This window comes from Acetobacter nitrogenifigens DSM 23921 = NBRC 105050 (assembly GCF_000429165.1).
Classification (GTDB): domain Bacteria; phylum Pseudomonadota; class Alphaproteobacteria; order Acetobacterales; family Acetobacteraceae; genus Acetobacter; species Acetobacter nitrogenifigens.
In genome coordinates, this window is record NZ_AUBI01000004.1 from 289,582 (window position 1) to 314,483 (window position 24,902).

The 24,902-nt window shown below is 61.3% G+C and carries 21 protein-coding genes, 1 tRNA gene and 1 pseudogene; 12 read left to right on the top strand and 11 right to left on the bottom strand.

Annotated features, from left to right (window positions below):
* Window positions 1-172: 172 nt before the first annotated feature.
* The 5 genes from G442_RS0108115 to rfbB form a co-directional block, all read right to left on the bottom strand.
* Window positions 173-1,249 (bottom strand): glycosyltransferase family 2 protein, encoded by a 1,077-nt coding sequence (locus G442_RS0108115; RefSeq protein WP_246789365.1) that lies wholly within the window; start codon window positions 1,247-1,249, stop codon window positions 173-175.
* Window positions 1,192-2,100: a dTDP-4-dehydrorhamnose reductase gene (gene rfbD / locus G442_RS0108120; RefSeq protein ID WP_026397596.1), complete on the bottom strand. Its 909-nt coding sequence runs from the start codon at window positions 2,098-2,100 to the stop codon at window positions 1,192-1,194. Before rfbD ends, G442_RS0108115 begins: the two co-directional genes overlap by 58 nt.
* Window positions 2,097-2,657 (bottom strand): dTDP-4-dehydrorhamnose 3,5-epimerase, encoded by a 561-nt coding sequence (gene rfbC, locus G442_RS0108125; protein ID WP_026397597.1) that lies wholly within the window; start codon window positions 2,655-2,657, stop codon window positions 2,097-2,099. The genes rfbD and rfbC overlap by 4 nt, the downstream gene beginning before the upstream one ends.
* 81 nt (window positions 2,658-2,738) lie before the next feature.
* Window positions 2,739-3,608, bottom strand: coding sequence for a glucose-1-phosphate thymidylyltransferase RfbA (rfbA, locus tag G442_RS0108130; RefSeq protein WP_026397598.1), 870 nt, complete (start codon window positions 3,606-3,608; stop codon window positions 2,739-2,741).
* Window positions 3,609-3,674: 66 nt separating this feature from the next.
* A complete protein-coding gene (rfbB, locus tag G442_RS0108135; RefSeq protein WP_026397599.1) occupies window positions 3,675-4,727 on the bottom strand; it encodes a dTDP-glucose 4,6-dehydratase in 1,053 nt (350 codons plus the stop codon).
* Window positions 4,728-4,876: 149 nt separating this feature from the next.
* On the opposite strand from rfbB, the gene G442_RS0108140 reads away from it, so the two are divergent.
* The 5 genes from G442_RS0108140 (at window position 4,877) to G442_RS25875 (ending at window position 9,050) form a co-directional block, all read left to right on the top strand.
* Window positions 4,877-7,081: a hypothetical protein gene (locus tag G442_RS0108140; RefSeq protein ID WP_264800503.1), complete on the top strand. Its 2,205-nt coding sequence runs from the start codon at window positions 4,877-4,879 to the stop codon at window positions 7,079-7,081.
* Window positions 7,082-7,109: 28 nt separating this feature from the next.
* Window positions 7,110-7,808 (top strand): histidine phosphatase family protein, encoded by a 699-nt coding sequence (locus G442_RS0108145; RefSeq protein ID WP_051292094.1) that lies wholly within the window; start codon window positions 7,110-7,112, stop codon window positions 7,806-7,808.
* Window positions 7,809-7,914: 106 nt separating this feature from the next.
* Window positions 7,915-7,989 (top strand) — tRNA-Gly (locus G442_RS0108150).
* 384 nt (window positions 7,990-8,373) lie between these two features.
* The gene (locus G442_RS25870) at window positions 8,374-8,601 is read left to right on the top strand and encodes a hypothetical protein (protein ID WP_026397602.1); all 228 of its coding nucleotides are present in this window, start codon (window positions 8,374-8,376) and stop codon (window positions 8,599-8,601) included.
* A 212-nt stretch (window positions 8,602-8,813) separates the two neighbouring features.
* Window positions 8,814-9,050 (top strand): hypothetical protein, encoded by a 237-nt coding sequence (locus G442_RS25875; RefSeq protein ID WP_026397603.1) that lies wholly within the window; start codon window positions 8,814-8,816, stop codon window positions 9,048-9,050.
* 540 nt (window positions 9,051-9,590) lie between these two features.
* Here G442_RS25875 and G442_RS23915 read toward each other — a convergent pair.
* Window positions 9,591-12,851, bottom strand: a complete 3,261-nt coding sequence (locus G442_RS23915; RefSeq protein ID WP_051292095.1) for a winged helix-turn-helix domain-containing protein — start codon at window positions 12,849-12,851, stop codon at window positions 9,591-9,593.
* Window positions 12,848-13,894, bottom strand: a complete 1,047-nt coding sequence (locus G442_RS21425) for a DMT family transporter (RefSeq protein ID WP_084440438.1) — start codon at window positions 13,892-13,894, stop codon at window positions 12,848-12,850. Before G442_RS21425 ends, G442_RS23915 begins: the two co-directional genes overlap by 4 nt.
* Window positions 13,895-14,198: 304 nt before the next feature.
* On the opposite strand from G442_RS21425, the gene G442_RS0108180 reads away from it, so the two are divergent.
* Complete coding sequence (locus G442_RS0108180; protein ID WP_026397605.1) at window positions 14,199-15,080, top strand: LysR substrate-binding domain-containing protein; 882 nt, start codon at window positions 14,199-14,201, stop codon at window positions 15,078-15,080.
* 245 nt (window positions 15,081-15,325) lie between these two features.
* Here the strand turns inward: G442_RS0108180 and G442_RS0108185 are convergent, their stop codons facing one another.
* On the bottom strand, window positions 15,326-16,345 hold the full coding sequence (locus tag G442_RS0108185) for a zinc-binding alcohol dehydrogenase family protein (RefSeq protein ID WP_026397606.1): 1,020 nt from the start codon (window positions 16,343-16,345) through the stop codon (window positions 15,326-15,328).
* A 100-nt stretch (window positions 16,346-16,445) separates the two neighbouring features.
* Here G442_RS0108185 and G442_RS21430 point away from each other — a divergent pair, with 100 nt between their 5' ends.
* The 3 genes from G442_RS21430 to acuI all read left to right on the top strand — a co-directional run bounded on the left by G442_RS21430 (window position 16,446) and on the right by acuI (window position 18,620).
* On the top strand, window positions 16,446-16,865 hold the full coding sequence (locus G442_RS21430; protein ID WP_146882339.1) for a winged helix-turn-helix transcriptional regulator: 420 nt from the start codon (window positions 16,446-16,448) through the stop codon (window positions 16,863-16,865).
* Window positions 16,866-16,933: 68 nt separating this feature from the next.
* Window positions 16,934-17,548: an acrylate utilization transcriptional regulator AcuR gene (gene acuR / locus G442_RS0108195; protein ID WP_026397607.1), complete on the top strand. Its 615-nt coding sequence runs from the start codon at window positions 16,934-16,936 to the stop codon at window positions 17,546-17,548.
* Window positions 17,549-17,618: 70 nt separating this feature from the next.
* Complete coding sequence (gene acuI / locus G442_RS0108200; protein ID WP_035376336.1) at window positions 17,619-18,620, top strand: acrylyl-CoA reductase (NADPH); 1,002 nt, start codon at window positions 17,619-17,621, stop codon at window positions 18,618-18,620.
* Window positions 18,621-18,875: 255 nt separating this feature from the next.
* Here acuI and G442_RS0108210 read toward each other — a convergent pair whose 3' ends face one another.
* The gene (locus G442_RS0108210; RefSeq protein WP_026397610.1) at window positions 18,876-19,778 is read right to left on the bottom strand and encodes a LysR family transcriptional regulator; all 903 of its coding nucleotides are present in this window, start codon (window positions 19,776-19,778) and stop codon (window positions 18,876-18,878) included.
* Window positions 19,779-20,168: 390 nt separating this feature from the next.
* Between G442_RS0108210 and G442_RS0108215 the strand changes: the two genes are divergently transcribed.
* Window positions 20,169-20,885, top strand: coding sequence for an SDR family oxidoreductase (locus tag G442_RS0108215; RefSeq protein WP_026397611.1), 717 nt, complete (start codon window positions 20,169-20,171; stop codon window positions 20,883-20,885).
* Window positions 20,886-20,947: 62 nt separating this feature from the next.
* On the opposite strand, the gene G442_RS25010 is transcribed toward G442_RS0108215, so the two are convergent.
* On the bottom strand, window positions 20,948-21,097 hold the full coding sequence (locus G442_RS25010) for a hypothetical protein (RefSeq protein ID WP_154660359.1): 150 nt from the start codon (window positions 21,095-21,097) through the stop codon (window positions 20,948-20,950).
* A gap of 156 nt (window positions 21,098-21,253) precedes the next feature.
* Window positions 21,254-21,439, bottom strand: a pseudogene (locus tag G442_RS25015) (HU family DNA-binding protein); the annotation flags it as partial.
* A gap of 351 nt (window positions 21,440-21,790) precedes the next feature.
* Between G442_RS25015 and G442_RS21440 the strand changes: the two are divergent.
* Together G442_RS21440 and G442_RS0108235 are read left to right on the top strand one after the other, a co-directional pair.
* Window positions 21,791-23,839 (top strand): ParB/RepB/Spo0J family partition protein, encoded by a 2,049-nt coding sequence (locus G442_RS21440; protein ID WP_035376337.1) that lies wholly within the window; start codon window positions 21,791-21,793, stop codon window positions 23,837-23,839.
* Between the two features lie 88 nt (window positions 23,840-23,927).
* A complete protein-coding gene (locus G442_RS0108235) occupies window positions 23,928-24,830 on the top strand; it encodes a hypothetical protein (protein WP_026397612.1) in 903 nt (300 codons plus the stop codon).
* Window positions 24,831-24,902: the final 72 nt, after the last annotated feature.

The window sequence follows — 24,902 nt, forward strand, 5'->3', positions numbered from 1 at the left end:
CTTTTTCATTGAGTCGACGCGCGGTGACAAAGCTCCAAATCGAGATAAACGCAGAAGGAACCGCGCGGCGCTCCTCTTCCTTTCCAAACCAACCTCGCCAGCGTACAAAGCATCATAGCCGCACGCGTTCGCAACCCTTGCCGCCATACAAAACCGAATGTTCCAGCCTCGACTACCCTATGACGAACCAGAGGCGAAACAACACCCGCTCGCTGAGCGACGCCCTTGTGAGATGCGGAAACCGACGGAGTAAACGCCAGCGCGTCAGTTTCCCGCTGCCCAGCCCGTTCTGCACGGCAGCCAGAATCGCCACAACATGGGGGTCCAGAAACTTCCGATGCTCCAGCAGATACGAAAGGTTGGAGCGAAAGATGTCCATGAACGCCCCGGGACCCCGCCGGATAGCCGCACAAGCGCGGCGGCGCCAGGAGGACGGCGCGCCTACGGCATTCTGACCGTGCTGGCGGTATAAAATGACCGGACTCTGATCAATCTCGACCGTGCCGCCTGCGGCTGTGACCACCAGATACGCCCACCAGTCATGCATAATGAACGGCGGCGCAGGCTGCATTTCCGTAAGCAACCGACGAGCCCGATCATTCATCATCACCGTGCATCCGGTTGCGATGTTCTGCGCCAGCGCAGTCAACACGCCGAACGGCTGTGGAATGACGGGGGACAATGCGATCTCTTTCAAAGCCCGATCCGTGAGTATCTGACGCGCGCAATAAAGCCTTGGGGCATCGTCCGACGCTCGCGAGAGCCCGTCCACCCCGCGCGCCACCTTTTCCGGCAACCAGACGTCGTCCTGATCTGCAAACGCAATGACGCCTCCAGCGGGAGCCGCCTCGAGCAGACGCACGTATGAGTCCATAACGCCCACCCGCTCGCCTGAGCCGACATCGATCTCCACGCAACGACCCGCGCCGCGGTTCGCTTGAAAAGACAGCATGATCGCGCGCGATGAATCGGTAGACCCATCGTCGCGCCAGTACAGCGTCCAGTCGCCGTGCGTCTGCTCGATGAACGAATCCAGTTGCCGGTTCAGAAAAGCTTCGCCGTTATAGAGCGACAGGAGGATGGCGACATGTACGCTCCGGGGATCACGTGTCGCCTGGATTACCCTGGGTTTCCACGCCGCTTTATTAACGGACGATACGGCCTCTCCCATATCGTCCCCCACGTCGGCCTTCAGCCTGTGGGCCGGGCGAAAAGCGTTGCGACGACCGCGGATACGCTCGCGCGCCATTCCGGCATCGAAACGCCGAAAACGCTGGCCAGCTTGCCGTTATCCATACGCGAATCGGCTGGGCGTTTTGCCGGGGTGGGCCAGTCGCTTGTCGAGATCGCGGCCACCTCCGGCATGGCCTGCCCGTGCGAGGACGCTTCCTGAAGCGCGAACACAGCCAACTGGTGCCATGTCGCCTCGCCCGTGCCGCAGGCGTGGTACACGCCCGCATAGTCGTCTTTCCATCCATCACGCTCGATCAGCGCCAGAATGGTCAGAATCGCCGCAGCGAGATCATCTGAACTCGTGGGATTGCCACGCTGGTCACCCACCACTTTCAGAGCGGGGTTTTTTGCTCCGGCGTTGATCATAGTGCGAACGAAGTTCTTGCCGTGCGCGGAGTAAACCCATGAAGTCCGCAGGATGATGGCCTGCGGATCCGCCTGCATCACCAGCTCCTCGCCTTCGGCCTTCGTCCGGCCGTAAACGGTAGCAGGGCTGACAGGATCCGTTTCCAGATAGGGCGAGCCCTTATCTCCCGAAAACACGTAGTCCGTGGAAACGTGAATGAAAGGCAGGCCACGCGCGGCGCAGGCCGCAGCCAGCAGGGCCGGGCCGTCACGATTGGCGGCTTCCGCCCCCGAGACCTCCGTCTCCGCAAGATCCACCGCCGTCCAGGCCGCCGCATTCACCACCGCGGCAGGCTTGACCGCATCGAGGAGGCCCTCGATCGTCTCCGGGCGCTCAAAATCAAAATCGGGGCGCCCGACCCTGTGGACGCGCTGGCCACCGAGATTCGAGAGCGAGGTCGCGAGCTGACCGCCGCCGCCTGTGACGAGAATGGGACGCGAAGGATCCATGACGATACTCATGAGTAGTGGAACCATCCCTTCGCCGCTGAGAATTCAGGCGCGACGACATCCTTGTCAGACAGCACGGCGTCTTCGGCCCTGATCGGCCACTCTATGCCCAGCTCCGCACTGTTCCAGATCACGGCCCGCTCGCAATCCTTGGCGTAGAGCGCCGTGCATTTGTACTGAACCTCGCTATCCTCGACGAGCGTGCAGAAGCCATGCAGAAAACCCGGCGGAATCCAGAGCTGGGACCAGTTCTCTGCCGACAACTCCGCCGCCACCCACTTGCCGTAAGTCGGCGATCCGGTGCGCGCATCGACCGCGACATCCCATATCGCGCCCTTCGTGCAGCGAACGAGCTTTCCTTGCGCATGCGGGGCGAGCTGACAATGAAGCCCGCGCACGACGCCTTTCTGGCGGGACAGGCTCTGGTTGTCCTGCACAAACGGCAGGTCGATTCCAGCATCGCCCATGCGTTGAGCGTTGTAGGTTTCCGAGAAAAAGCCGCGGCTGTCCGAAAACCGGGGCGGGGTCACCAGAATGACTTCCGGAATCGCCAGACGTTCGACTTTCATGACCTCACTCCAATAAAAGGCGCCCTGAGCGGCGCCTCATTTTGCACTGACGACCGCAATATTCGTTACGACATCAACCGGTCAGGCGTGATTCGCCAACTCAAGCAGAAGGCGTCCGAGTTCCGTTTTTCCCATGCGCCCCGCCTGCGTTCGCAGTTGATCCACCGAGATATATCCCATCCGGAACGCGACTTCTTCCGGCGATCCGACCAGCATGCCCTGACGCGCCTGAATGGTGTGCACAAACTGACCTGCCTGCATAAGGCTTTCCGGCAATCCGGCGTCCAGCCACGCACACCCACGCCCCAGACGATCTACGCGCAGCGACCCCTCTTCCAGATAGAAACGATTCAGGTCCGTGATTTCCAGTTCGCCGCGCGCAGAAGGCTTCACCGCCTTTGCGAAATCGAGCACTCGGTGGTCGTAGAAATAAAGACCAGTGATGGCCCAGTTCGACTGCGGATTGGCCGGCTTCTCTTCGACCGACAGCGCGCGCCCTGTCTCGTCGAACGATACGACTCCGTAACGCTCCGGATCGCGCACCTGATACGCGAACACCGTCGCGCCTTCAGGTCGGGTGGCGGCGGCGCGCAATGAAACCGACAGGTGATCGGCGAAAATAAGATTATCGCCAAGCGCAAGGCCGCACGGGCAGCCGTCCAGCCAGTCTCCCGCGATCAGAAACGCCTGCGCGATTCCGTCGGGGCTGGGCTGTTCGCGATACTCGAAGGTGACGCCAAACTGCGAACCATCGCCAAGAAGACGCCTGAACTGCGGCAGGTCCGCGGGCGTCGAAATGATCATGATATCGCGAATGCCCGCGAGCATGAGCGTGGTCAGAGGGTAGTAAACCATTGGCTTGTCATAAACCGGGAGGAGCTGTTTGCTCGCAGCCAGCGTCATCGGATACAGGCGCGTTCCGGAGCCACCCGCCAACAGGATGCCCTTCATGTTAGTCTTTACAGTGGGTTGCTGGTGAATGGTCATGCCTGATTTACCTTGTGAGGAGTTGGTTCGTTAACCCTGGCCCAGGCGTTGGCCAGTGTAGCGCCGGGCGCGAATAGCCTCCCACCACCCACGATTATCCAGATACCACTGGACCGTGCGGCGAATGCCAGACTCGAAATCGTGCTTCGCTTTCCAGCCCAGAGCCGTTTCCGCGTGCGTAGGATCGATTTCGTATTTGAAATCGTGACCTGGGCGATCCGCAACGTAACGGATCAGGCGCTCGCGGGGTCCCGCCGCATCCGGCGCAAGCTCGTCAAGGACTGAGCAGATCGTCTTGACCACGTCCAGATTGGTGCGCGGTTGCCGTGCGCCGATCGCGTAGGTTTCGCCCGGTTCGCCGCGCTCCACAGCCTTGACCAGCGCTTCTGCGTGGTCCTCGACGAACAGCCAGTCGCGGATGTTGTCGCCCTTGCCGTAGACCGGCAGTTCCTTCCCCTCGATGGCGTTAATGGTCACCAGCGGAATGAGCTTCTCGGGAAAATGCCAGACGCCGTAGTTATTCGTCGTGTTGGTCACGAAAGTCGGCAGCCCGTAAGTGTGGAACCAGGCGCGCACCAGATGATCGGACGCCGCCTTCGATGCGGAGTACGGACTGCGCGGATCGTAAGGAGTGGTTTCCGTAAATGGCGGATCTCCGTGTTCCAGAGCGCCAAACACTTCGTCCGTGGAGATATGATGGAAGCGGAACGTCTTCCGCGCCTCGCCGGAAAGCTTCATCCAGTATTTCCGAGCAGATTCAAGCAGCGTGTATGTGCCAACGACATTGGTCTGGATGAACACGCCGGGACCGTCGATCGACCTGTCCACATGGCTCTCCGCGGCCAAATGCATCACCGCGTCCGGCTCGAACGACGTGAACAGACCATCAAGCGCGGCGCCGTCGGCAATATCGACATGGGCGAAGCGGTACCGGTCCGATCCGGAAACAGCTTCGACCGTCTCTGACGACGCCGCATAGGTCATGGCGTCGACGTTAAGAACCTGATGCGCTGTAGCGCCAATCAGGTGGCGCACGACGGCCGATCCGATGAATCCGCAGCCGCCAGTCAACAGAATACGCATTCAGTCTCCGCAGTCATACCCGGCGTCTGAAAAGCCGCCTTGTTGCATCATCAAAGTTACGGCCATTCCAGCCATGCAGCAAGTGCGACGGACACGCTCCTGTTTCATTAACCAAATATATGTCAGGGTTGAACGTCGCTTAATGGTAGATGAACTCCACTATGCTTGCGGACCATCAAACCAGCGCGCTGCTGGCAGCGCTTGAACGCCCCGATCTCGCGGTTATCGCCCGAAACCGGCAGGTCAGCCTCGAGCCCGCGCTCGACCTCCCTTTTCGGCTCGACAGCGCGCTGAACATCGCGATCGGCGGAGCCGTCGGCGCCGCGAGCGCTCGCCGTCAAGCATTCACACTCCGCCATGCCCTCGAACTCGCGGCGCTGCTGTCGGATGCAGACGAGCGGTTGACACAGCGCACCATGATTCGCGCCAGCTTCGCCGCCGCGCGCGTCGCAGCGCTTTTTCTCCGCCTTGACGCTTCTGAAGCAGGAGAGCGCCCCCGATCGCACGCAAGCGACGCCTGGTCAGGCTGGCTCGCGCCCCTTGTCGAGGACACCCCCCCGGACGAGCCGGTTCTGGCGTCCATCTGGCGCAGCCTGCGCAGCTTTCTCTCGCACGATTTGACAACCACTTCGCAGGCGCCGGGCCACCTGACTGCGGCCGCCGTGACCGACCTGCATTTGTGGCTGCAACGGTCGTGGCCATTGATCGGTCCCGCTGAAACCCTGATGGCCGCCGGCGGCGACGCACGCCTTCAACTCGACCCGCAGACCGGCCTCAACCATTACGGGTGTTCGCATCGCCCCCGCCCCTGGGCTGTCACCTTCGCGTCATCCACAGCCTCCTCGGTCTCGGAGCGCGGCTTCGCTGGCGCCGAGACTGCGCGTCTGAACCTGCAACGGGCGCTCCTCCACGACCGCGCGGACGCGGCCCTATCGGATCTCGCCATTTGGACGCGCGCTTATCTGGCGTCATATTACGACCTGCCCGACGGCGCCGACGTCATCCTGTCGCCTTCGGGCACAGACTGCGAACTGGCCGCGCTGGCGATCGCAATGCGCGCGAGCGACCACAAGCCGGTGACCAACATCCTGATCGCCCCGGAGGAGACCGGAAGCGGCGTGCCGCTCGCCGCCGCAGGACGTCATTTCGCTCTCGACACGGCGCAGGGCGTCGCCGTCGAAAAAGGCGAGCCTGTCCCCGGCTTCGCCTCCACGATCACGCCCCCCGAAGAACCCGCCGTCGAAGTCCTTACGATCGCCCTACGCGACGCGGACGGCGCGTGCATCCCCACGGAACAGGTCGCCGAACGCTGCGAACGACTGACCCGCGAAGCAGTCGCCAGAGGGCGCAGGGTTCTGCTGCACCAGCTCGACCTGTCAAAGACCGGCTTGAAAGCGCCCGACGAGGCGACGCTGGACCGACTGTCACGGACGTTCGGTGATCTGTTCGACGTCGTCGTCGACGCCTGTCAGGCCCGCCTGATGCCAGAACGCATCGGAAGCTGGGTCGCGGCAGGTCGGGCAGTCATGATCACCGGGTCGAAATTCATGACCGGACCGCCTTTCTGCGGCGCTCTGCTACTGCCGAAGCAATGGCGGGCGCGGCTCGAAGGACTGCCGCTGCCAGAAGGACTGGGGTCCTACGCCAGTCATATCGAATGGCCAGATTGCGCCGCAGCTTCATCCTTGTCGAAGCATGCGAATCACGGCCTGCTTCTACGCTGGAGCGCGGCCATAGCCGAGATGGCCGCTTTCAAAGCGGTCCCGGCCGCCGAAGCGCGCCGTCGTCTGGCGCTGTTCCTCGACGCCGCGCACGCCGCCATCGAGGAATCCGAGGACGTGCGCCTCGTTCCTCCCCCTGCGCTTGAGCGTCCGCGCATTCCTGACCAGTGGGACGATCTGGCGACCATCCTGTGTTTTCAGGTCAAGGCGCCGGATCAACCAGACGCCGGGGACGCGAGCACGTCGTTTAGACCGCTCGACGTCGCGGACGCCCGGCGCGTGTACCACTGGCTGAACGCCGATCTCAGCCCGGCGTTCGCCCCGGACGAGGCCGAACGCCGGTCCGGCCTCGCCGCACGGCAATGCCACATCGGACAACCCGTCGCCACGCCGGACGCAGCCCTCGGAGGCGCGCCCGCAGGGGCGCTCAGGCTTTCAGCGGGCGCAAGACTCGTATCGGGCGAACCGTCCCACGAAGGACTCGGGGTTGATCGACGCATGGCGCGGGAGATCGCGGACGCCCGGACCGTCATCGCCAAAATCGGGCTTATCCGTCGACACTGGTCACGTATCGCCGCCGCGAACCCCTCCCCCGGCTATGCTCCGGCGCAACGCGCCGTTACCTTCCCCTGATACGCTGAGGATTACGGAGAGAGACCTGATGACCGGACAGACGGGCGCTTCCCTGCCGGAGGGACAGAAAAACCACGGCCATTTTCTGGACGCGCCAAAGCTGGAGCCGGGCGTCACCCGCTTCTGGCTGATCCGCCACGCGCTGGTGGAGCAAAACGCCCGAGCGCTGCTCTACGGCGCGATGGACGTGCCACTCTGCCCGGACAGCCTGGTGGCGCAGCAACCGATGTACGAGGCTCTCGCACGGCGACTGCCGCAGGACGCGCTGTGGTATTCTTCTCCACTGTCGAGAGCGCTCCAGACCGCTGAAACCGTGCAGACCGCGGGTTACGGCGAACGCGCCATCACGATCGAACCCGGCATTCTGGAACAGGAACTGGGCGAATGGCAGGGCCTGCCGCACCAGGACCTGCCGGAGCGACTGACGCTGCCCGCGCACAGGTTCTGGTCCACGTCGGCCGTCGAACGACCGCCGGGCGGCGAAAGCATGGTTGATGTCTGCGCGCGCGTCGGCGCGACGCTGGACAGACTCGCCGACCGCAACGCCAGACGCGACATGGTGCTGGTCAGTCACGGCGGCGCGATCCGAGCGGCGCTCTCGCACGCGCTGCGCGTCCACGCCGACACAGCCCTCCACTTCTCCATCCAGAATCTGTCCCTCACGATTCTTGAGCGACACGACGCGACATGGCGCGTCGTCACCGCAAATGAACTGCCGGGAATCTAGGAAAAGCCTCAAAAAAATCGGGGGCGGCGATATTTTTGAAAGAAACTGCGCCGCCGCCTCTTGCGTCCCTCTCGAGACTATTCTAAACGACCGCTCACCCAAGGATGCGGGCGTAGCTCAGGGGTAGAGCACAACCTTGCCAAGGTTGGGGTCGTGGGTTCGAATCCCATCGCCCGCTCCAGATTTTCCAAGGAAAATCAGTCGGATACGAGGAAGCCGCCGCAAGGCGGCTTTCGTCGTTTTTGGCTGTGGCTACCACCGGGCAACCACCGATTCAGGGCGCTGGACCTCGGATTGAGCATCCTAGTTCTGCGCGAACGGCGATTCGCGGCGGCGCACCTGGACAAGCTAGTTCAGTTCTTTCGACCACCGCGTGATATGCGACGAAGGGGTGGCCCAGTTTGGCCAGCTCGGTAAGAATATTGGCCACGCCGCTCTGCACGTCCAACTTCATTGATGTTAGCCCTCTGGCATGGTTTCGGCTTGTGAGCTCGTCGCATCGAGATTGTCAAAGGCACCATCGAGCGATCGATTGCGCCGCAGCAGTGCCACCAGATAACGGGAGATGACAGATACCTCGCTGATCGTGGTGCCGTCGTCCAGTTTCCAGAACGGGAATAGCGCAGAAGAGATTGAGAACGCGGAACGTGGGCGCGAACCGCCCGGGCTTGGCCAGATCGACCATAACGCTCGGGATCGTCAGCCCTTTCTCGGTGATGAAGAAGCTTACACGCCATGGATCCTGCGCGGCGGGGTAATGATAAAGCTTCATGGCAGTGCTGAGCGCGGGTGACGCGAGGGCGGAGACTCTGGCTGCTCCCGGATGGCCGTGAACATGCGACGGCGAATTAGGCCGCTGACCGGACACATCAGAAACCAATAGGGCGTGAAGCGGCGCTTGACCCGGTTCGTGACGCAGAACACACGCGTTTCCGTCACCAGCCGCCGGGTGCCGTGTGGGCCCCCCTGGATGGAGAATCCCAGAGCGAGCTGGCAGACGTCTTCATGGCGAGGGATGAGAAAAGCGTCCGTCGTGGGAATGTCGCACAATCCGTAATCCGCCCGCCAGAACGCACAGATGAGGCCATAGACCAGGGCTGCATCGCCCCGCCGTTCCAGCAGCGTGAAATCGGTGAGGTCCAGATTCCATTGCCGCGCGTGCTCTTATGGCCAAGCGAGACGCTCATGTTGCTCTCGAGCCTTGTCTGGCTGGTTCTTGCGGTCCGCTATGTCAGCAAATAGATCGTCGCTCGTGAGGCGGCGCGGGCGGAGATCATGCATCCCGTCCAATGTTGCTTCACCGGCCTTATCGGTGTTGCGAGCATGCTGGTGACGGGTAGGGTAGCAACTTACTCGCACGTCGCCTGGCTGCTGCTCTACTTGCCGACCGTGGCGGGAAGACCCCCGTCGTCGGGGTTCTCGCCCTGATCGCGGTCGCACCAGCAGCTTCGCCGCTCTTCGCTCATGCGATGATCGGCTACGGCATCCTGCAGGTGCTGGTGCTATTGCGATTACTTCCGTGGATTCTTGACGAGCCGCTTGCGCCAGTCCTACTGGGCGTTCACCTTCGGCGCTGCGGCACCGGCACCGGCACCGGCACCGGCACCGGCACCGGCACCGCTCCGCCTCATCGCGCTCGGCGACAACGGAAGCGTCGTCTAGGTGGCGCCGATCCTATTTTGACTCGCCAACGTCGTTGTGGTCCCAGTGTGCCATATCACGGTGAGTCGGGCATTGCAGGGCCGGCTCCTGCCGCCCATCGTCGTTCCGTTATCAAAATAGCTAAGGAGACACTCCCGCGAGAGCCGTTGCGCTCCACGAGGCCACCATGTTCGTTCCATCGCATTGTTCATAACGACGCGCCACTACTTCCCGCTCGCCGCTCTGGTCGAGTTTTTCACCAGCATAAATTCGAACCGTATGGCAAAGCCGCCGGCGTCCGTGGACGCCATCGGCGTCCGAGTCGACGAGCGACTTCGCAGCAAGCTGTGCCACGATGTCGCTCACCTCGATCATCCTGACCTCGCCGAAGCCAGCGACCTGACGTGCCGCGTCGAAGGTAAAAGGCCCGTTGAACACAGCTAAGCGCCGTAGCACGATTCGCTCCTTGAGGCTAAGCGCCTTAAAGCTCCAATCTAAAGTCGCTGCCAACGAGACATGCCTCGACGAAGCGCCATTACATTTCTGCATTTGGAGCAGGAACGGACTATCCACGAGTTGTGCAAGCGCGGGCAGTTCGAACACGTCCATACGGGCCGCCGCCAACTCGATCGCCAGCGGACAACCGTCGAGGCGCCGACAAATAAATGCGACGTAGGGTGCAGAGCCGTTCGTGAACTGGAAGTTGGGATTGCTGATCTTGGCACGTTCGACAAAGAGTTCCACTGCGGCGAACTCTATTGCGCGGATAGCGGTCAGACCGTCCATTTCCGATGCGACGGGAAGGCCCTTCAGGCGCCACCGATGCTCATCCGCGGCGCGCAGCGGCTCCCGGCTCGTGCAGAGGAGACGGATGTTGGAACTGATCAACAGGATATTTTCGACGATGGGCGCGACACGTTCGATTACATGATCGCAGCCATCCACTACGACCAGCATCCGCCGAGAGTCGAGGAAGCGCTCCAAATTCATCCATGGGTCGTCCCCCGACGCGCTGACACCCAGGTCCCGGAGGACTGCGCCCAGAAGGTCATCGCGCGTCCTGACGGGAGCTAGGTCCACGAAGGCGACGTAGTCAACATATCCGCGCTCTAATGTTTTACGGGCGACGCATTGCGCTACTGTCGTCTTGCCCATTCCGCCGGCGCCAACCACGCTGATGAGACGGTTGGTCCGGAGATCCTCGACCAGATCTGCGACCAAATCTGTCCGGCCGACGACATCCGGGGTTGGAGCCGGCGTCCATCGCCGGACCGCCGTAGGAGGACTGGGCGAAACGGGTTCACAAAAACGATACCCACGACGCGGTACAGTTGTCACGTACGTCCGTTCACAGCCTGCCTTGGCCAGCGCCCGCCGAAGCGCCGCAACTGCATGTCGGAGATTTGAGTCGTCGACGTTAAGCGAGCCCCATACGCTTTCGATCAGCGTTAAATTGTCGATTGTCTCGCCGGGGCGGTCGACCAAGATTTCGAGGACCTTATAGGACGGATCACCAAGCCGGACCGGCTTGTCAGAGCAATAGAGTTGTCGGTGCGAGCGGTTCAAGCGGAATGGGCCGAAGGTGACGTCCGTCATTCGTTGACCATCAAGCTGCCCGGCAGTACCCGCAGCCTGCGCCTGACTCTCGTGCGGAATCATGGAAACTGCTCTACGATGAGTGGAGAATTCGCGCCGGATTGCCGCTGAGGTTCCCAGATCCTGCAGCGTCGTTGTAAAGCGATTAGTATTCCGCAGACGATTTATCGCCTCTGTATAATGCCCGAGACGGGTCCACACCGGAAGCGACGCCAATGTCAGCTCCAGGGTGAGTTTCGACAGGTGCGCTCGACTCGCTAACCAATCGAGCGCGCAGCCAATCTCGTCGATCATTTGCACACAGAAATTCAGCCACTTCGACCCTTTTTGCTCCGGCGAAGCAGCCATCTTCCGGAGAGTGTCCGCGACATACCGGGCGTGGCGGAGAGCGAAGGTGTTAGTTTCGCCAGCCTCTTCCAGCTTCTCCAGCGCGTAGGCCCTTGTAGTCCCAAGAAAAATATACTGACCGCGGGCTTCATCAGGGCCGGCACTCAGCAGTGACTTCGCGCCGAGGCTCTCCACGAGAGTGCTCACTTCCGATTCCGGAAGTTGGCCGTCGGAAACGACATCTCGCACCTTTTCAGCGGTAATGATTCCACAAAAAATCGAGAGACGGCGAAGGAGTATCCGCTGGCGCGAAGAGAGCGCGTCATGGCTCCAATCAAGCGTCGCCCGAAGCGTGCGATGCCGAAGCGGCGCAGCGCTACGTCCAGGCATATGCAAGCGAAAATAGTCGGTCAGTTCGGATGCGAACTCCGTCACATCGAATCCATCAAGGCGCCCCGCCGCTAGCTCTATCGCCAGCGGAAGGCCGTCGAGCCGACGGCAGATACTCGCCACCTGGACGACGTTCGTATCGGTCAATTCGAAGCGGCTGGACGCTCTTCGCGCTCGGTCTACAAACAGCTCCACCGCTGAATAGTGGAGTGCCTCGTCGACGGTGAGTGGAGCATAGGGCGCTGGCGTCGAAAGGGGAGCGAGTCGCCATACCCGCTCGCCTGGAGCGCTGAGTGGTTCTCTGCTGGTCGCCAAGACCGCGAGCCCCGGTGCGCTGTCGAGAAGGCGCGGCAATTCAGCCCTGATTACCGGAAGCACTGTCTCGCAACCGTCGAGCAGCAGCAATCGACTTTGATGCGCGACTGCCGCCCGAAGAGCGTCCCAGCCGTCGTCACATTTACCGGTATGATCAAGAGCCGAACGTATAACGTGAGGTACCAACATCGGATCATGCAGCATCGAAAAGTCGACGAATGTCACCGCATCGAATCGCTGTGCATTGGCGATTTGACTCGCTGTCAACAGAGCGACAGTCGTTTTGCCGATACCTCCTGGGCCAACAATGGTGACCAGCCTTCGCTGCAGATATTCGGCTACCAAGGCAGCAACAACGGCGTCTCGCCCGATAACTCGTGCAGGGGGGCGTGGTAAGCCCCTCAGCGGTGACGTTCCAGTGTCGAGCGCGACGTCGACCGCTAGACGGTAACCTCGACCGGGATCCGTCTCAATGTAGTTCCGACCGGAGCCGTCCTCACGCAGTACCTTGCGCACGGCGGTCATTGCCGTGCGGAGACTCGTCTCTTCGATGGCGAAGTTTGGCCAGGCTCGGTCGAACAGAGCCTGCTTGTCAACGAACTCTCCGGCGTTCTCAACCAGAAGCTGTAGGAGGTCGTAGGCGCGACCGCCCAACTGGACCACGCGTTCGCCGAGCAGGAGTTGCTTGCGGGCGGGTACGATCCGAAACGGACCGAATGTCGCCTGCCAGCCAGGCAGCAGGGCACGGCGCGGATGCTCTGCCTTGTCGGTCATGATTCGGCCGCCTCCCGCCGTAACGAGCTAGCGGAGGCGGGCGCTAGCGCGACCGCATCCAGTACCTGATTGCTCCCTTCGGAGAGTCGATCGCCCCTACTTCTTGTTGGGATTGCGCTTACGGCGATACCCGCTGCAATGGCCAACGTACCGCCTAGCAAGGATGGCGTCAGCGCTTCGCCGAGCATAGCGACCGACAGCGCCGCGCCCGTCAGCGGCACTCCCAGCATTGCCATCGACATCGTCGTCGCCGGTAGCCAGGTGCTGGCCGCGTTCACGGCACAGAAGCAGAATGCCGTAGCCAGGGGGCCAACGAACAAGGCCGATGCCCAGAAGGTAACCGAGCCGTCTCCGGTGAACCGGCCCTCTGAGAAGCTGGCCCCTGAAACGAGAACGGCCGCGGCCAGCGTCATCTGCCAGGGCGCCAAATCAAATGCAGACGAACTCGCCTTGAAGTGGCGCAAGTGCAGGATGCAGAACGCCCAGCATCCCGCCGCGATGAGCAACATTGCGTTGGCGCCCAGGATCGCCTTGTTCGTCCAATCGATTGTGAACGGGTTGATGAGCGCAAGCACGCCGATCAGGCCCAAGCAGATCCCCAAGATGCGCCACCGCGTTGCGCGCTCGGCGAAGAAGGCGATCGCGGCCGGAGCGACCCAGATCGGTGTGGTGTAACTCAAAATGGCGGATCGGCCCGCCGGCAGATGAGTCATCGCGATCGCGCCGAGCGCTGTGAAGCTCATCATTTGCAGCAAGCCGATCGAAGCGATGAAGGGCCAATCGCCACGGCGCGGAATTCGCAAGCGCCCTTGAACGGCTTGAACGGAAAATAGGCAGAGAGCGCCGGTAGAAAAGCGAAGGGCTGAGAACCAGAGTGGGGAGACGTGGTTGAGACCGGCCTTCATGACCGGCCAGTTGGCGCCCCAGATCAGGATAGCGGCAATGAGTGCCAGAATGGCTTTTAAGCGAGGTCCCGACGAGGCACGGCCGCCTTCAATTATCAGCGGGGCTGTGGCTGGACTGGGGAATATAGAAGCGCGCATGATGAAACCTCGGCGCTCGCTGATCGCGTTGGCGCATATGACTGTTGGGAATTTTCCGGGTGGATGCGTCGACCGCCCTGCGGTAGCGCCGGTAAAGTGCCGCTCGTACGGCAACGGTGCCTACGAGGGCGAGGTTCCCCCGAAGGAAATGGTCGCGTCCCCCTTGGACGCGCACGATATTCATATTTTGCACGATGGCCTCCTTGCCTACTTGCTTCGGACCGAGCTCTGTGACTGTTTCACGTTGCTTTTAAGAAGGGAAACGCATACTATTTATCGAAGCTAGTAGAAAAGCGACTTGATCATGTCCTATCCGGATTTGGAGATCGATCTGCTGCGCGCGTTTGTCGCCGTGGCTGAGACAGGAAGCTACACAGCGGCTGCCGATGTTGTCGGCCGATCACAGTCGGCCGTAAGCCAGAAAGTCCTGCGCCTTGAGCAACTCGTTGATCGAAAGGTCTTCAATCGAACGAGCCGGTCGTTGAGCCTCACGCCCGCTGGCGAGCGGTTGCTCGTGGTGGCCCGGCAGATGTTGGAGTCCAACGACCGCGCAATGCGCGAATTCCGTGAACCGACCGCTATCGGGACGCTGAGGCTCGGCATCTCAGAGGACTTCATCCCCGGGCAACTCCCGAGACTTTTGGCGCGGTTCTCGCGCCTTTACCCCGGCGTCGTGATCGATCTGGCCACGGCCCTGAGCCGCGATCTCCTCGATGCTTATGACGCGGGAAAACTCGACGCGGTCATTGCGAAGCGTGACGGCCCTGCGCAGCGTGGTCGGATCATCTGGCGAGAGCCGCTCGTCTGGATGGCTGCGGCCGACTACGAACTAGACTTCTCAAAGCCCGCGCGACTCGTGATGTTGCCTCGGCCCTGCAGCTATCGCGAACTCATGGTGTCCTCCCTCGACGCGGTTCGTCGCGAGTGGATGATCGTGGCCACTGCGAGTAGCCTGATGGGAGTACAGGCTGCTGTCTCAGGCGGATTGGGGGTCACCTTGCTGGGCCGATCTTTTGTTCAGCCCGGCATGCAAATCCTTCAGGCACCCGAACACTGGCCTGCTTTACCAATGACGGAGATCGTCGTGCTTGGCGAAGACGGTGCCGCGGTCAATCTCATTCAGCCCCTCGTAACCTTTTTGACGGAGAGCCTATCCGGTAGCGACGCATTCACACGCGCAGCGTAGGCACCGGGCACGGATGCGATGTTCATCGCGTTGCGCACCGTGTCGCCGAGCGCCGCGCCTGGTCGGAGAATTGTCCGGTACTGCTCGCCTGCATTCGAACAGCGTCGCAACTCGTCCTCTCTGCTCGCATAAAAGTAGGGGCCGATCGGGCGCCGATTATCGTCCTCATAAACGGACGTCGGGACCGGCCTGAGGGGAGTGCCCTAGATCATGGCGCCCTGGAAACAGTATCATGTAGATCCTACTTACTCACCGAAACCTGTGAGAACGATTTTTCCCTTCGCCCGCCCGCTTTCGATCAGGGCGTGCGCGCAGCGCAAATTGTCCGCGTTGATCGGACCGAAGTTCTCGCCCAGCGTCGTGCGGATGCGCCCACTGTCCACGAGTGCCGCGATCTCGTTCAGCAATTTGCCTTGTTCGGCCATGTCGGACGTTTCGAACATGGGGCGTGTGAACATCACTTCCCAATGCAGCGATAGGCTCTTGTGCTTGAGCGGCAGCGCGTCGAGCTCCTGCGGGTCGTCGATCAGTCCCAAGCGGCCCTGGGGCGCGAGCAACTCCACGGTGTCGGCGAAGTGCTGGTCCGTATGCGTAGTGCAGAAGACGAAGCCGGGAGCTTCGGTCGGAAGGCGCGCCACCTGTCCGGCCAGGGAACTCCGATGGTCGATCACGTGATGCGCGCCCAGGATGCGGACCCATTCCTGTGTCTCAGGGCGCGATGCGGTGGCGATGATTGTGAGGTCGGTCAACGCACGGACCAACTGGATCGCGATTGAGCCGACGCCTCCTGCACCTCCGACGATCAGCACGGATGCGGCGTTGCCGGGAACAGGTCGCCGGATATCAAGCCGGTCGAACAGCATCTCCCATGCCGTGATCGCGGTCAGCGGGAGCGCAGCAGCCTGCGCCCAGTCTAGCGATTTCGGCATGTGGCCAACGATCCGTTCATCGACCAAATGGAACTGTGAGTTCGTTCCTGGGCGATGGAGAGAGCCGGCATAGAAAACTTTATCGCCAACCGCGAAATTACGGACCTCCGGCCCCGTCGCCGTCACGATGCCCGCGGCGTCCCAGCCGAGAACACGCCATTGGCCGGGGGCAAGTGTGGCGCTCGCCCGGACTTTCGTATCGACAGGATTGACCGAAACAGCCCGGACTTCGACCAGCAGGTCTTTTGCGGTCGGTACGGGTTTCGTGAGTTCGATATCTTGCAATGAGTTAGGGTTGTTGATCGGCAGGGGAGCTTGATAGCCAACAGCGCGCATGATGTCCGCTCCATCGTTGAATGGAGCAAGGGTGAAGCGCTATGCTAAGTATTCGCAAGAACGCACATATAACGCCCATAGTATCGGAAATGATACCGCTATGCCCCGCATTCGTCACAAGCAACTTGATTGCAGCCCCGGCTGCGCCGTGGAAGCGACGCTCGAACTCATCGATGGGAAGTGGAAAGGGGTGATTCTCTTCCATCTTCTGCAAGGAACGATGCGCTTCAACGCGCTCCGAAAGCGTTTTCCAAACGTCACACAGCGCATGTTGACGGCGCAGTTGCGTGAACTGGAGCACGATGGGTTCGTTCTGCGCACGGTCTATGCCGAAGTGCCGCCGAAGGTGGAATATAGTCTGACCGAGCGTGGCCGGAGTCTGGAGCCGGTCATCATGGCGCTGAAGCACTGGGGAGACGCGCACACCGGTTTCGGAAGGGGTCAGGGTCCTATGTCGAAACCGGATGTCTCATGTCACGGTGAGCAACGGCCGATCTCCGTCGTTATGGACGGTCGTTGACGACGATGTGAAGGTCCCGGTGGAGAAGGCCACTTCATTTAAAAGACGATCGGTCTATAAAATGCGCCATGACCTCAATGGTTCAGCAACGGCGCCGTGGCCGCCCTCCGAAATCGAACGACGGCTATTCTCTGACCCGGCAGAGACTGATCCGGGAGGGCGTCGCGGCCCTGACCGAAAAGGGCTTTGTGGCCTCCGGTCTTGAGGAGCTGTTGACACGGGCGCAGGTGCCGAAGGGGTCATTCTACTACTATTTTTCTAGCAAGGAGGCGTTCGGTCTGGTTCTGATCGACGCTTATGCCGCCTACTTCAATGCGAAACTCGATCGCTGGTTGAAGGAGGAGAAGACCGAACCGGTCGAACGGCTTCAGAACTTTATCGGGGATGCGTGCCAGGGCATGGAGCGACATGGGTTCCGACGTGGGTGCCTTGTCGGCAATCTCGGGCAGGAACTGGTGGCCTTGCCGGATGAGTATCGGACGGCGCTCCGTGACGTAATGAGAGGATGGGAAGAGCGGCTGACGGCGTGCCTGCTGCTGGTCGATCCCATCCGCGCGTGCGACTGGGCACGGTTCTTCTGGACTGGATGGGAAGGAGCCGTCCTGCGCGCACGACTGGAACGCAGTGCCGCGCCGCTTCGGGACTTTGAGGACGGATTCATCAGGCTGATCTTGGCCCCGTAGGCATCGTCGTTACCGGCGCCGGAAGATGAACGTCATTTTATAGACAATCGGTCTAATGGGGAGAATGTTTATGACATCACAATTTCAGACTCTGCTGATCGAAAAGGACGAGGCAGGAAAACAGCGGGTCGATATTCGCCGGCTGGACGAGGACGCATTGCCGGATGGTGATGTGACGGTGCAAATCGAATGGTCCACCTTGAACTACAAAGACGCGCTGGCGATCACAGGTCGAGGACCGATCGTCCGGAAGTTCCCGATGGTTCCAGGGATCGATTTTGCTGGGACCGTCGTGCGGTCCACCGATCCCGCCCTATCGCCGGGTGACCAGGTGGTGCTGAACGGTTGGGGCGTAGGCGAGAAGCATTGGGGGGGGCTGGCCGGTCGCGCACGTGTGCGCGCGGACTGGCTTGTCCCTCTGCCGGACGGTCTTTCGACCCGGCAGGCGATGGCAATTGGGACGGCGGGTTACACCGCCATGCTCTCTGTCATGGCGTTGGAACGTGGGGGCATCCGGCCAAACAGGGGACCGATCGCAGTTTCGGGTGCTTCCGGCGGTGTGGGCAGCATTGCAGTGATGTTGCTCTCCCGGCTCGGCTACACCGTCGAGGCAATCACCGGTCGGTCCGAAGAAGGCGCTTATCTCACCGCGCTGGGGGCGGCTGCGATCCTGCCGCGCGACGAATTCACGCAACCGGGCAAGCCTCTGGCGCAGGCGCGCTGGGCGGGGGCGGTTGATGTCGCGGGCGGACGAGTGCTGGCCAATATATGCGCAGGCATGGCAACAGGGGGCGTGGTAACGGCGTGCGGTCTCGCCGCTGGTATGGATTTCCCGGTGACGGTGGCGCCCTTTATCCTGCGCGGAGTGTCGCTGATAGGGATCGACAGCGTCTACTGTCAGCGCGAACGCCGAATAACAGCGTGGAATCGACTGGCTGAACTGCTCGACCCGCATCTTCTGGACACAATGACAACTGAAATCGCGCTCGCCGATGTTCCCGACGCAGCTTGCGACCTAATGGACGGAAGAATTCGCGGGCGTGTCATTGTCAATACGGGAAGTGCAATCTGAATGGCTCGACAGTTATACACAGGTATTCGGCCCCAGCGTACCGAACCGTCATGCTGCTGATCCGCTGCGGCCCGAACTGGAGCCTTCAGCTCAGCGTGTTATGCTTTATTCAACCGGCAGGCACGCGGGCGCCGTCACCGATCGCTCCCAGAACAAGAAGTCGGGGGGCGACATGCGCGCGTGCGGGCAATGCTGCATCGGCTGAGATATCGAATAGTCAAATTGCAGTTTCGCGGCCCTGGTCATCATTGCGCTTTAAATTTCTAAAGCGCCTTGCGCTAGACGAAGTCGTCCCGTGACTGCGTCCAGAAAGACACGTAGGCGCAGTGATACATGACGTCCGGCCGGATAAAGCGCGCAGACAGGAGCTGCGTCGCTTTTCCAGTCAGGCAAAACATGAACCAGTCGCCCGGAGAAGAGGTCGCCGGCGACGTCGATTTCAGATTTCAGTGTAATGCCCAGCCCATCGCGCGCCCATTCATGTGCGACGTCACCGCTATTCGTGTGAAGACGGGATGTTACTGAGATATCCGCCAGTTCTTGCCGGGGGCCATGTAACGCCCACCGTGCGGTGCGTCCATAGAGAAGCAGATCATGCCCCGAAAGCTCATACGGCGTCTTAGGCATCCCTCGACGCGAGATATAATCAGGCGACGCCACGATGATCCTATGGCTATCAACGAGTTTGCGCGCGATCATTGAAGAATCCGTGACGGACCCAATGCGAATAACCACATCAAGCGACTCGTCGATCAGACTGCTGACCCGATCACTCAAAGACAGGTCGATGGCCAAATTTGGCCATTGGCGGGTCAATTCGCCGCAAAGCGGACGGACAATCCTGCGCCCCAGCGCAGCAGGAGCACCGATACGCAGCAAGCCATGCGGCTCCGCTCTTCCCTCCGCCAAAAGTGTCTCCGCCTCGTCGACTTCGACGAGAATGCGTTGTACGCGCTCAAGAAGCGCCTTCCCCTCCATGGTAAGATGGGACTTGCGGGTACTGCGGACAATCAAAACTGTACTTGTCCGTTGTTCAAGTGCTGCAAGTCGCTTGCTAACCACGTTTAACGCGAGTCCCAAGTCCCGTGCGGCCGCCGTCAGGCTGCCATGCAGCGCCACGCGCGCGAAAATCCGTAGATCGACGAGATCGTTCAGCATGGCCTTATTATCTCCTGAGCGGAGAGAGTCATTCACGTTTTTGCATCCTAGTCCACGGAATGGAGAACAGTATAGGGTTCAGCGTGGTTTACTTGAGAGGGTTGACGGACATGGTTCCAGGCCTTTCCGCGCTATACACAGCGACGCAGGAACGTGATCAGGCACAATGATCGCATCGAATGGTTGGGCGGGGGCGTCCGAGCACTGAGTCGCTTCCTGATCTTTGTAAGAAGCAGGGATGACGTGTGGCTTGCCCGAACGGGATAGATCGCCCGCCATGTGCTCGAAAAGCGCGCGCATCGGCCCTTGATCATTTGAGTTTGATGTTGGGTTCCCTGCCGGTTCGGCCTGATGGCGGAAGTGCCGATAACACGACTGAGGAGTTACAGATTGTCCGATATTCTGAAGAACAAGCGCGTTCTGGTTGTGGGCGGCAGCTCCGGTATTGGCCTGGCGACCGCCAAAGTGGTTTCCGCTGTCGGCGGACGGGTCACGATCGCCTCCAGATCAGCGGAAAAGCTTGCTGCCGCAGCGGCACAGATCGGCGTCGGCGTTGGAACTGCTGTGTTGGATACACAGAACCAGATCGACGTTGAAGCCTTCTTTCAAGGACCGGAACCTTGGGATCATGTAGTGATCTCCGCAGCGAAGACGCCGAGTGGCCCGGTTCGAGGGCTTTCGCTCAATGATGCCCGTGCGGCCATGGAGAGCAAGTTCTGGGGTGCGTATCAGGTGGCACGAGCGGCGCAGATCGTCCCCGCTGGTAGCCTGACTTTCGTATCCGGCTTCCTCAGCGTGCGGCCGTCGGCCACGTCGGTGCTTCAGGGCGCGATCAACGCCGCTCTTGAGGGGCTCGCTCGCGGCCTTGCGCTGGAACTGTCACCAGTTCGGGTCAATGCCGTGTCACCTGGGCTGATCGAGACGCCTCTTTGGTCGGGTATGGATGCCGAAAAGAGACGTGCAATGTTCGAAGGCGCCGCCGGGCGCTTACCGGCCAAGCGCGTAGGCCAGCCGGAGGATATCGCCAATGCGGTCATGTTCCTTTTGACAACCCCGTTTGCGACAGGCTCCACGGTGCGCGTCGACGGGGGCGGCGCAATCGGCTGAGCCATGCGTATGCCTTTTCTACTCACCATGGCGATCGCGCTTGCCACCACGCCGGTAATCCGTCACGTTTCGAGCAGGCCATCGTGCGTATCCAGCCATTGCAATCGCCACGGGCTGGGATGATCGACGCGGCTAAGAGGTTCGATGATTTCTGGAGCACCGGAGACCAGGAAACCCTCGACCGTACCATCGCACCAGGTTTCATCGATCACACTCTGCCGCTTGATCGGCCAACCAAGCCCTCGCGGTCCGTTTCTTGCCTCGCAGGTCGTTCTCAGGACGGTCCGGGACCCGTGGGTGACGGTGGACGATCATCCTGGCCGGCCCGCAAAATTTAGGGGTGATCGGCTCTCAGCATACTTATTCGCATTGGAAGTCTTGCGGGCCTGAATGTTGTGGGCGGTGAACGTCCCAAAGGACGGCAAATTGAACCCGCCCTCCTGCTCCAGTCCGGCGACAATGGCTCCAACCAGATCCTCGGCGGCTTAGGTCGCGGCAACGCCGGTGCAGTCGAGAGAATCCTGGAGAACCGCGGCGACGAAGGCTTTGCTCATGCCGGCGCGGGTCAGTGTCATGGCCGATTCCGAAAAGGGTAGTAGCGCACTTTCGTCCCGTCACAGCCGCAACAGAAAAGCGAGGCTAATCACTAGGTAGGATCCATTGCGGACCTGTGTTTCGCCGCCGCCCGTGGAGGTATCAGAAACGATGCTTCCCGTATCGTATTGCCCTATCGCCCAGCCTAACGACTCTGATTGACCCACACAGGATAGGGCAGATGGACCTGTTCCTCGACGCGTGTGATGGGATGTGACCCCGGGGCAGAGGAAGAGGGCAGGAGAAGGTTTCGCGACGGATTTCGAGGCTGGGAGAGGGTCTTCCGGCCGGCCGTCGCGGAGTTTCGCGCCATGGCAAGCGCCATCCAGAAAATCACCCTCAGTCCGTCCCGTGACATTCCCTTCAACAGGTTGGTGCTGTCGCAGTCCAATGTCCGCCGGGTGAAGGCCGGGCAGTCGATCGACGAACTGGCCGCCGACATCGCGCGGCGCGGGCTGTTGCAGAGCCTCAATGTGCGGCCGGTTCTCGACGCGGACGGCGCGGAAACCGGCACGTTCGAGGTGCCGGCAGGCGGGCGTCGTTTCCGCGCCCTGGAACTGCTGGTCAAGCAGAAGAGGCTGAACAAGACGGCGCCGATCCCCTGTGTCGTGCGCGAGGCCGGATCGCCTATCCTGGCCGAGGACGATTCCCTGGCCGAGAACGTCCAGCGGGTCTCCCTGCATCCGCTTGACCAGTTCCGCGCCTTCCGGACCCTGTTGGAAAAGGGCCTATCGGAGGAGGAAATCGCCGCCGCGTTCTTGGTCCCGGTCACCGTCGTCAGGCAGCGCCTGCGCCTGATGACCGTCTCGGAAAAGTTGCTCGCCGTCTACGGGGAAGACGGCATGCGGCTCGACCAGGTGATCGCGTTTTCGATCAGCGACGACCCTGCGCGTCAGGAGCAAATCTGGGAGATTCTGTCGGGTAGCCACAACCGCGAGCCCTATCTGATCCGCCGGATGCTGACCGAAAAGACGGTGCGCGCGTCCGATGTCCGCGCCCGCTTTGTCGGGCTCGATGCCTATGTCGCCGCCGGCGGTCATGTCATGCGTGATCTGTTCGAGGCCGATGATGGCGGCTGGCTGAACGATCCCGCCCTGCTCGACCGGCTAGTCATGGACAGGTTGGGAGCCGCGGCCGCCGAAATTCGCGCCGAAGGCTGGAAGTGGGTCGAAACGGCGCTGACCTTCCCCTGGGGTCATACGCGCGCGTTCGGCGAAATCGAAGGTCGTCCGGTCGCCATTGCTGAGGACGAACTGGCCCGGCTCGAGGCCCTGCGCGTGGAGCAGGAGGAAATCCAGGCGGAGTACGCTCAGGCCGACGAGTACCCCGATAAGATCGATGCCCGGCTGGGTGAGATCGAACAGGATCTAGAGACCCTGGAAACGCGCCCCGTCACTTTCGATCCGGCCGAGATGGCCCATGCCGGGGCCTTCATCAGCCTCGACAGCGACGGCACTCTTCTGGTGGAACGCGGCTTCGTCCGGTCGGAAGACATGCCGGCAACGCCCGAGGACGAGAATGCCACGTTCAACGGCGGCGACGAGCCGATCGCCCATGACGGCGGGGAAGAGAGCGACCTGGCCTCCAGAACCGTGGAAGGCGAAGAGGGATTCGAGAACGAGCCCGAGGAGGAAGACGGGCTGAAGCCATTGTCTGACAGCCTGCTGATGGAATTGACGGCCTGGCGCACGCTGGCGCTGCGGGACGCGTTCGCCGGCAATCCGCATGTCGCGCTGACGGAATTGCTCCATACGCTGGTGCGCGATCTCTACTGGCGGGTCTCGGGTGCCGACTGCCTGGAAGCGTATGTCCGGGACATCCCGCTGCGGGTGCATGCGCCGGATATGCCGGGCAGCATTCCGGCGCTCGCCCTACGCCAGCGCGACGAGGGCTGGAAGCATGATCTGCCGGAGGACGAGGAGGCGCTCTGGCTGTGGCTCGACCGGCTGGACGACACCAGCCGCCTGGCGTTGTTGGCCCATTGCCTGTCTTTCGGCGTCAACGCGCTTTACGAGCGGATGCCGCCCTATGGTGCGGTGTCGCAGCGCAGCGTCTCCGAGCGGGTGGCCCGAGCCGACCGTCTTGCCACCGCGCTCAGGCTCGACTTGGCCGAAGCGGGCTGGCAGGCGACGGTGGAGAACTATCTCGGCCGCGTCACCAAGGCGCGCATCCTTGAAGCCGTGCGGGAGGCGCGGGGTGACGAGACTGCTAACCGCATCGCGCATCTGAAAAAGACCGAGATGGCGCAGGCTGCCGAGCGGCTGCTTGAAGGCACCGGCTGGCTACCGGAGGCACTGCGGACACCGATTTCGGCCGACAAGCCGACGGACGTTCCTGCCGCCGACATCGCCGCCGAATAACATTTCACATTCCTGATCGCCGAATGACCCGGCTCGCACACTCTGCGCGGGTCGCGGTCTCGCGCGTCTCCAACAATGGAGAAATCCGATGTCGCATTTCAATGTGTTCGTGACGGGTGAGGATATTGAAGAGCAACTCGCGCCGTTCCAGGAAAACAATATGGGCGATTGTCCGCCCGAATATCTGACATTTTGTGATTGCCACGACGAATGCGTGGCCCGCTGGGAAGAGGTCGACCAGAACGGTGTGCCGCACAAGGAACGCTTCAGGACGTTCGATCGCTTCGTCAGGGAGTTCTTCGGCTATCGGCGCCATCGTGATACCGGTCACTACGGCTATTTCGAAAATCCCGATGCCAAATGGGACTGGTACGAGATCGGTGGTCGGTGGTCCGGCGAACTGATGATCCGGCAGGAGGCGGCGCCTGACTATCAGGCCATCCATCGGTCGCCAGAGGGGCGGATCCTGGTCGATGAAGCCCGTCGAGGAGATATCGACTTCGGGGCGATGGAGCGCCAGGCATGTGATGCGGCGATGAGCCGATGGCAGCAGACGCGCGAGATCGTCCAGAAGACCATGTCCTTCGACGACCTCCACGCCATACGGAGTTGGGAGGATATCCGGATAGAGATGCAGCGCAAGGCGGGAAATATCGACGAGGCCCGGACGCGATATTGGGAACAGAAAGGCCTCTCAGAACTGCGTCAGGGGCTTTTTGACGCGCAATTATGGGGCTGGGATACTTCACCGGAAGGTATCGCCGCGATGCTTTCCCGCAAGCCGGAAGAGTATGCTGCCGATCGGGCTCGCCAGAGCTGGCTGCCGTTCGCCTTGCTGCATGAGGGCGAATGGATCGAGAAGGGCAGGATGAGCTGGTTCGGCATAGCGGTCGACGAGCTCGATAACGCAACATGGGCGAGCAGAATCCGTGATCTGATCCTTGGTCTGCCCGGCGACACGCGTATCGCTGTTGTCGATTGCCATATCTGACCATGACATCGGGCGGCTCATGGGGAACGGGGGCCGCCTTTTTTTATGTCGATCCGCCGGGAAAGAGAGTGA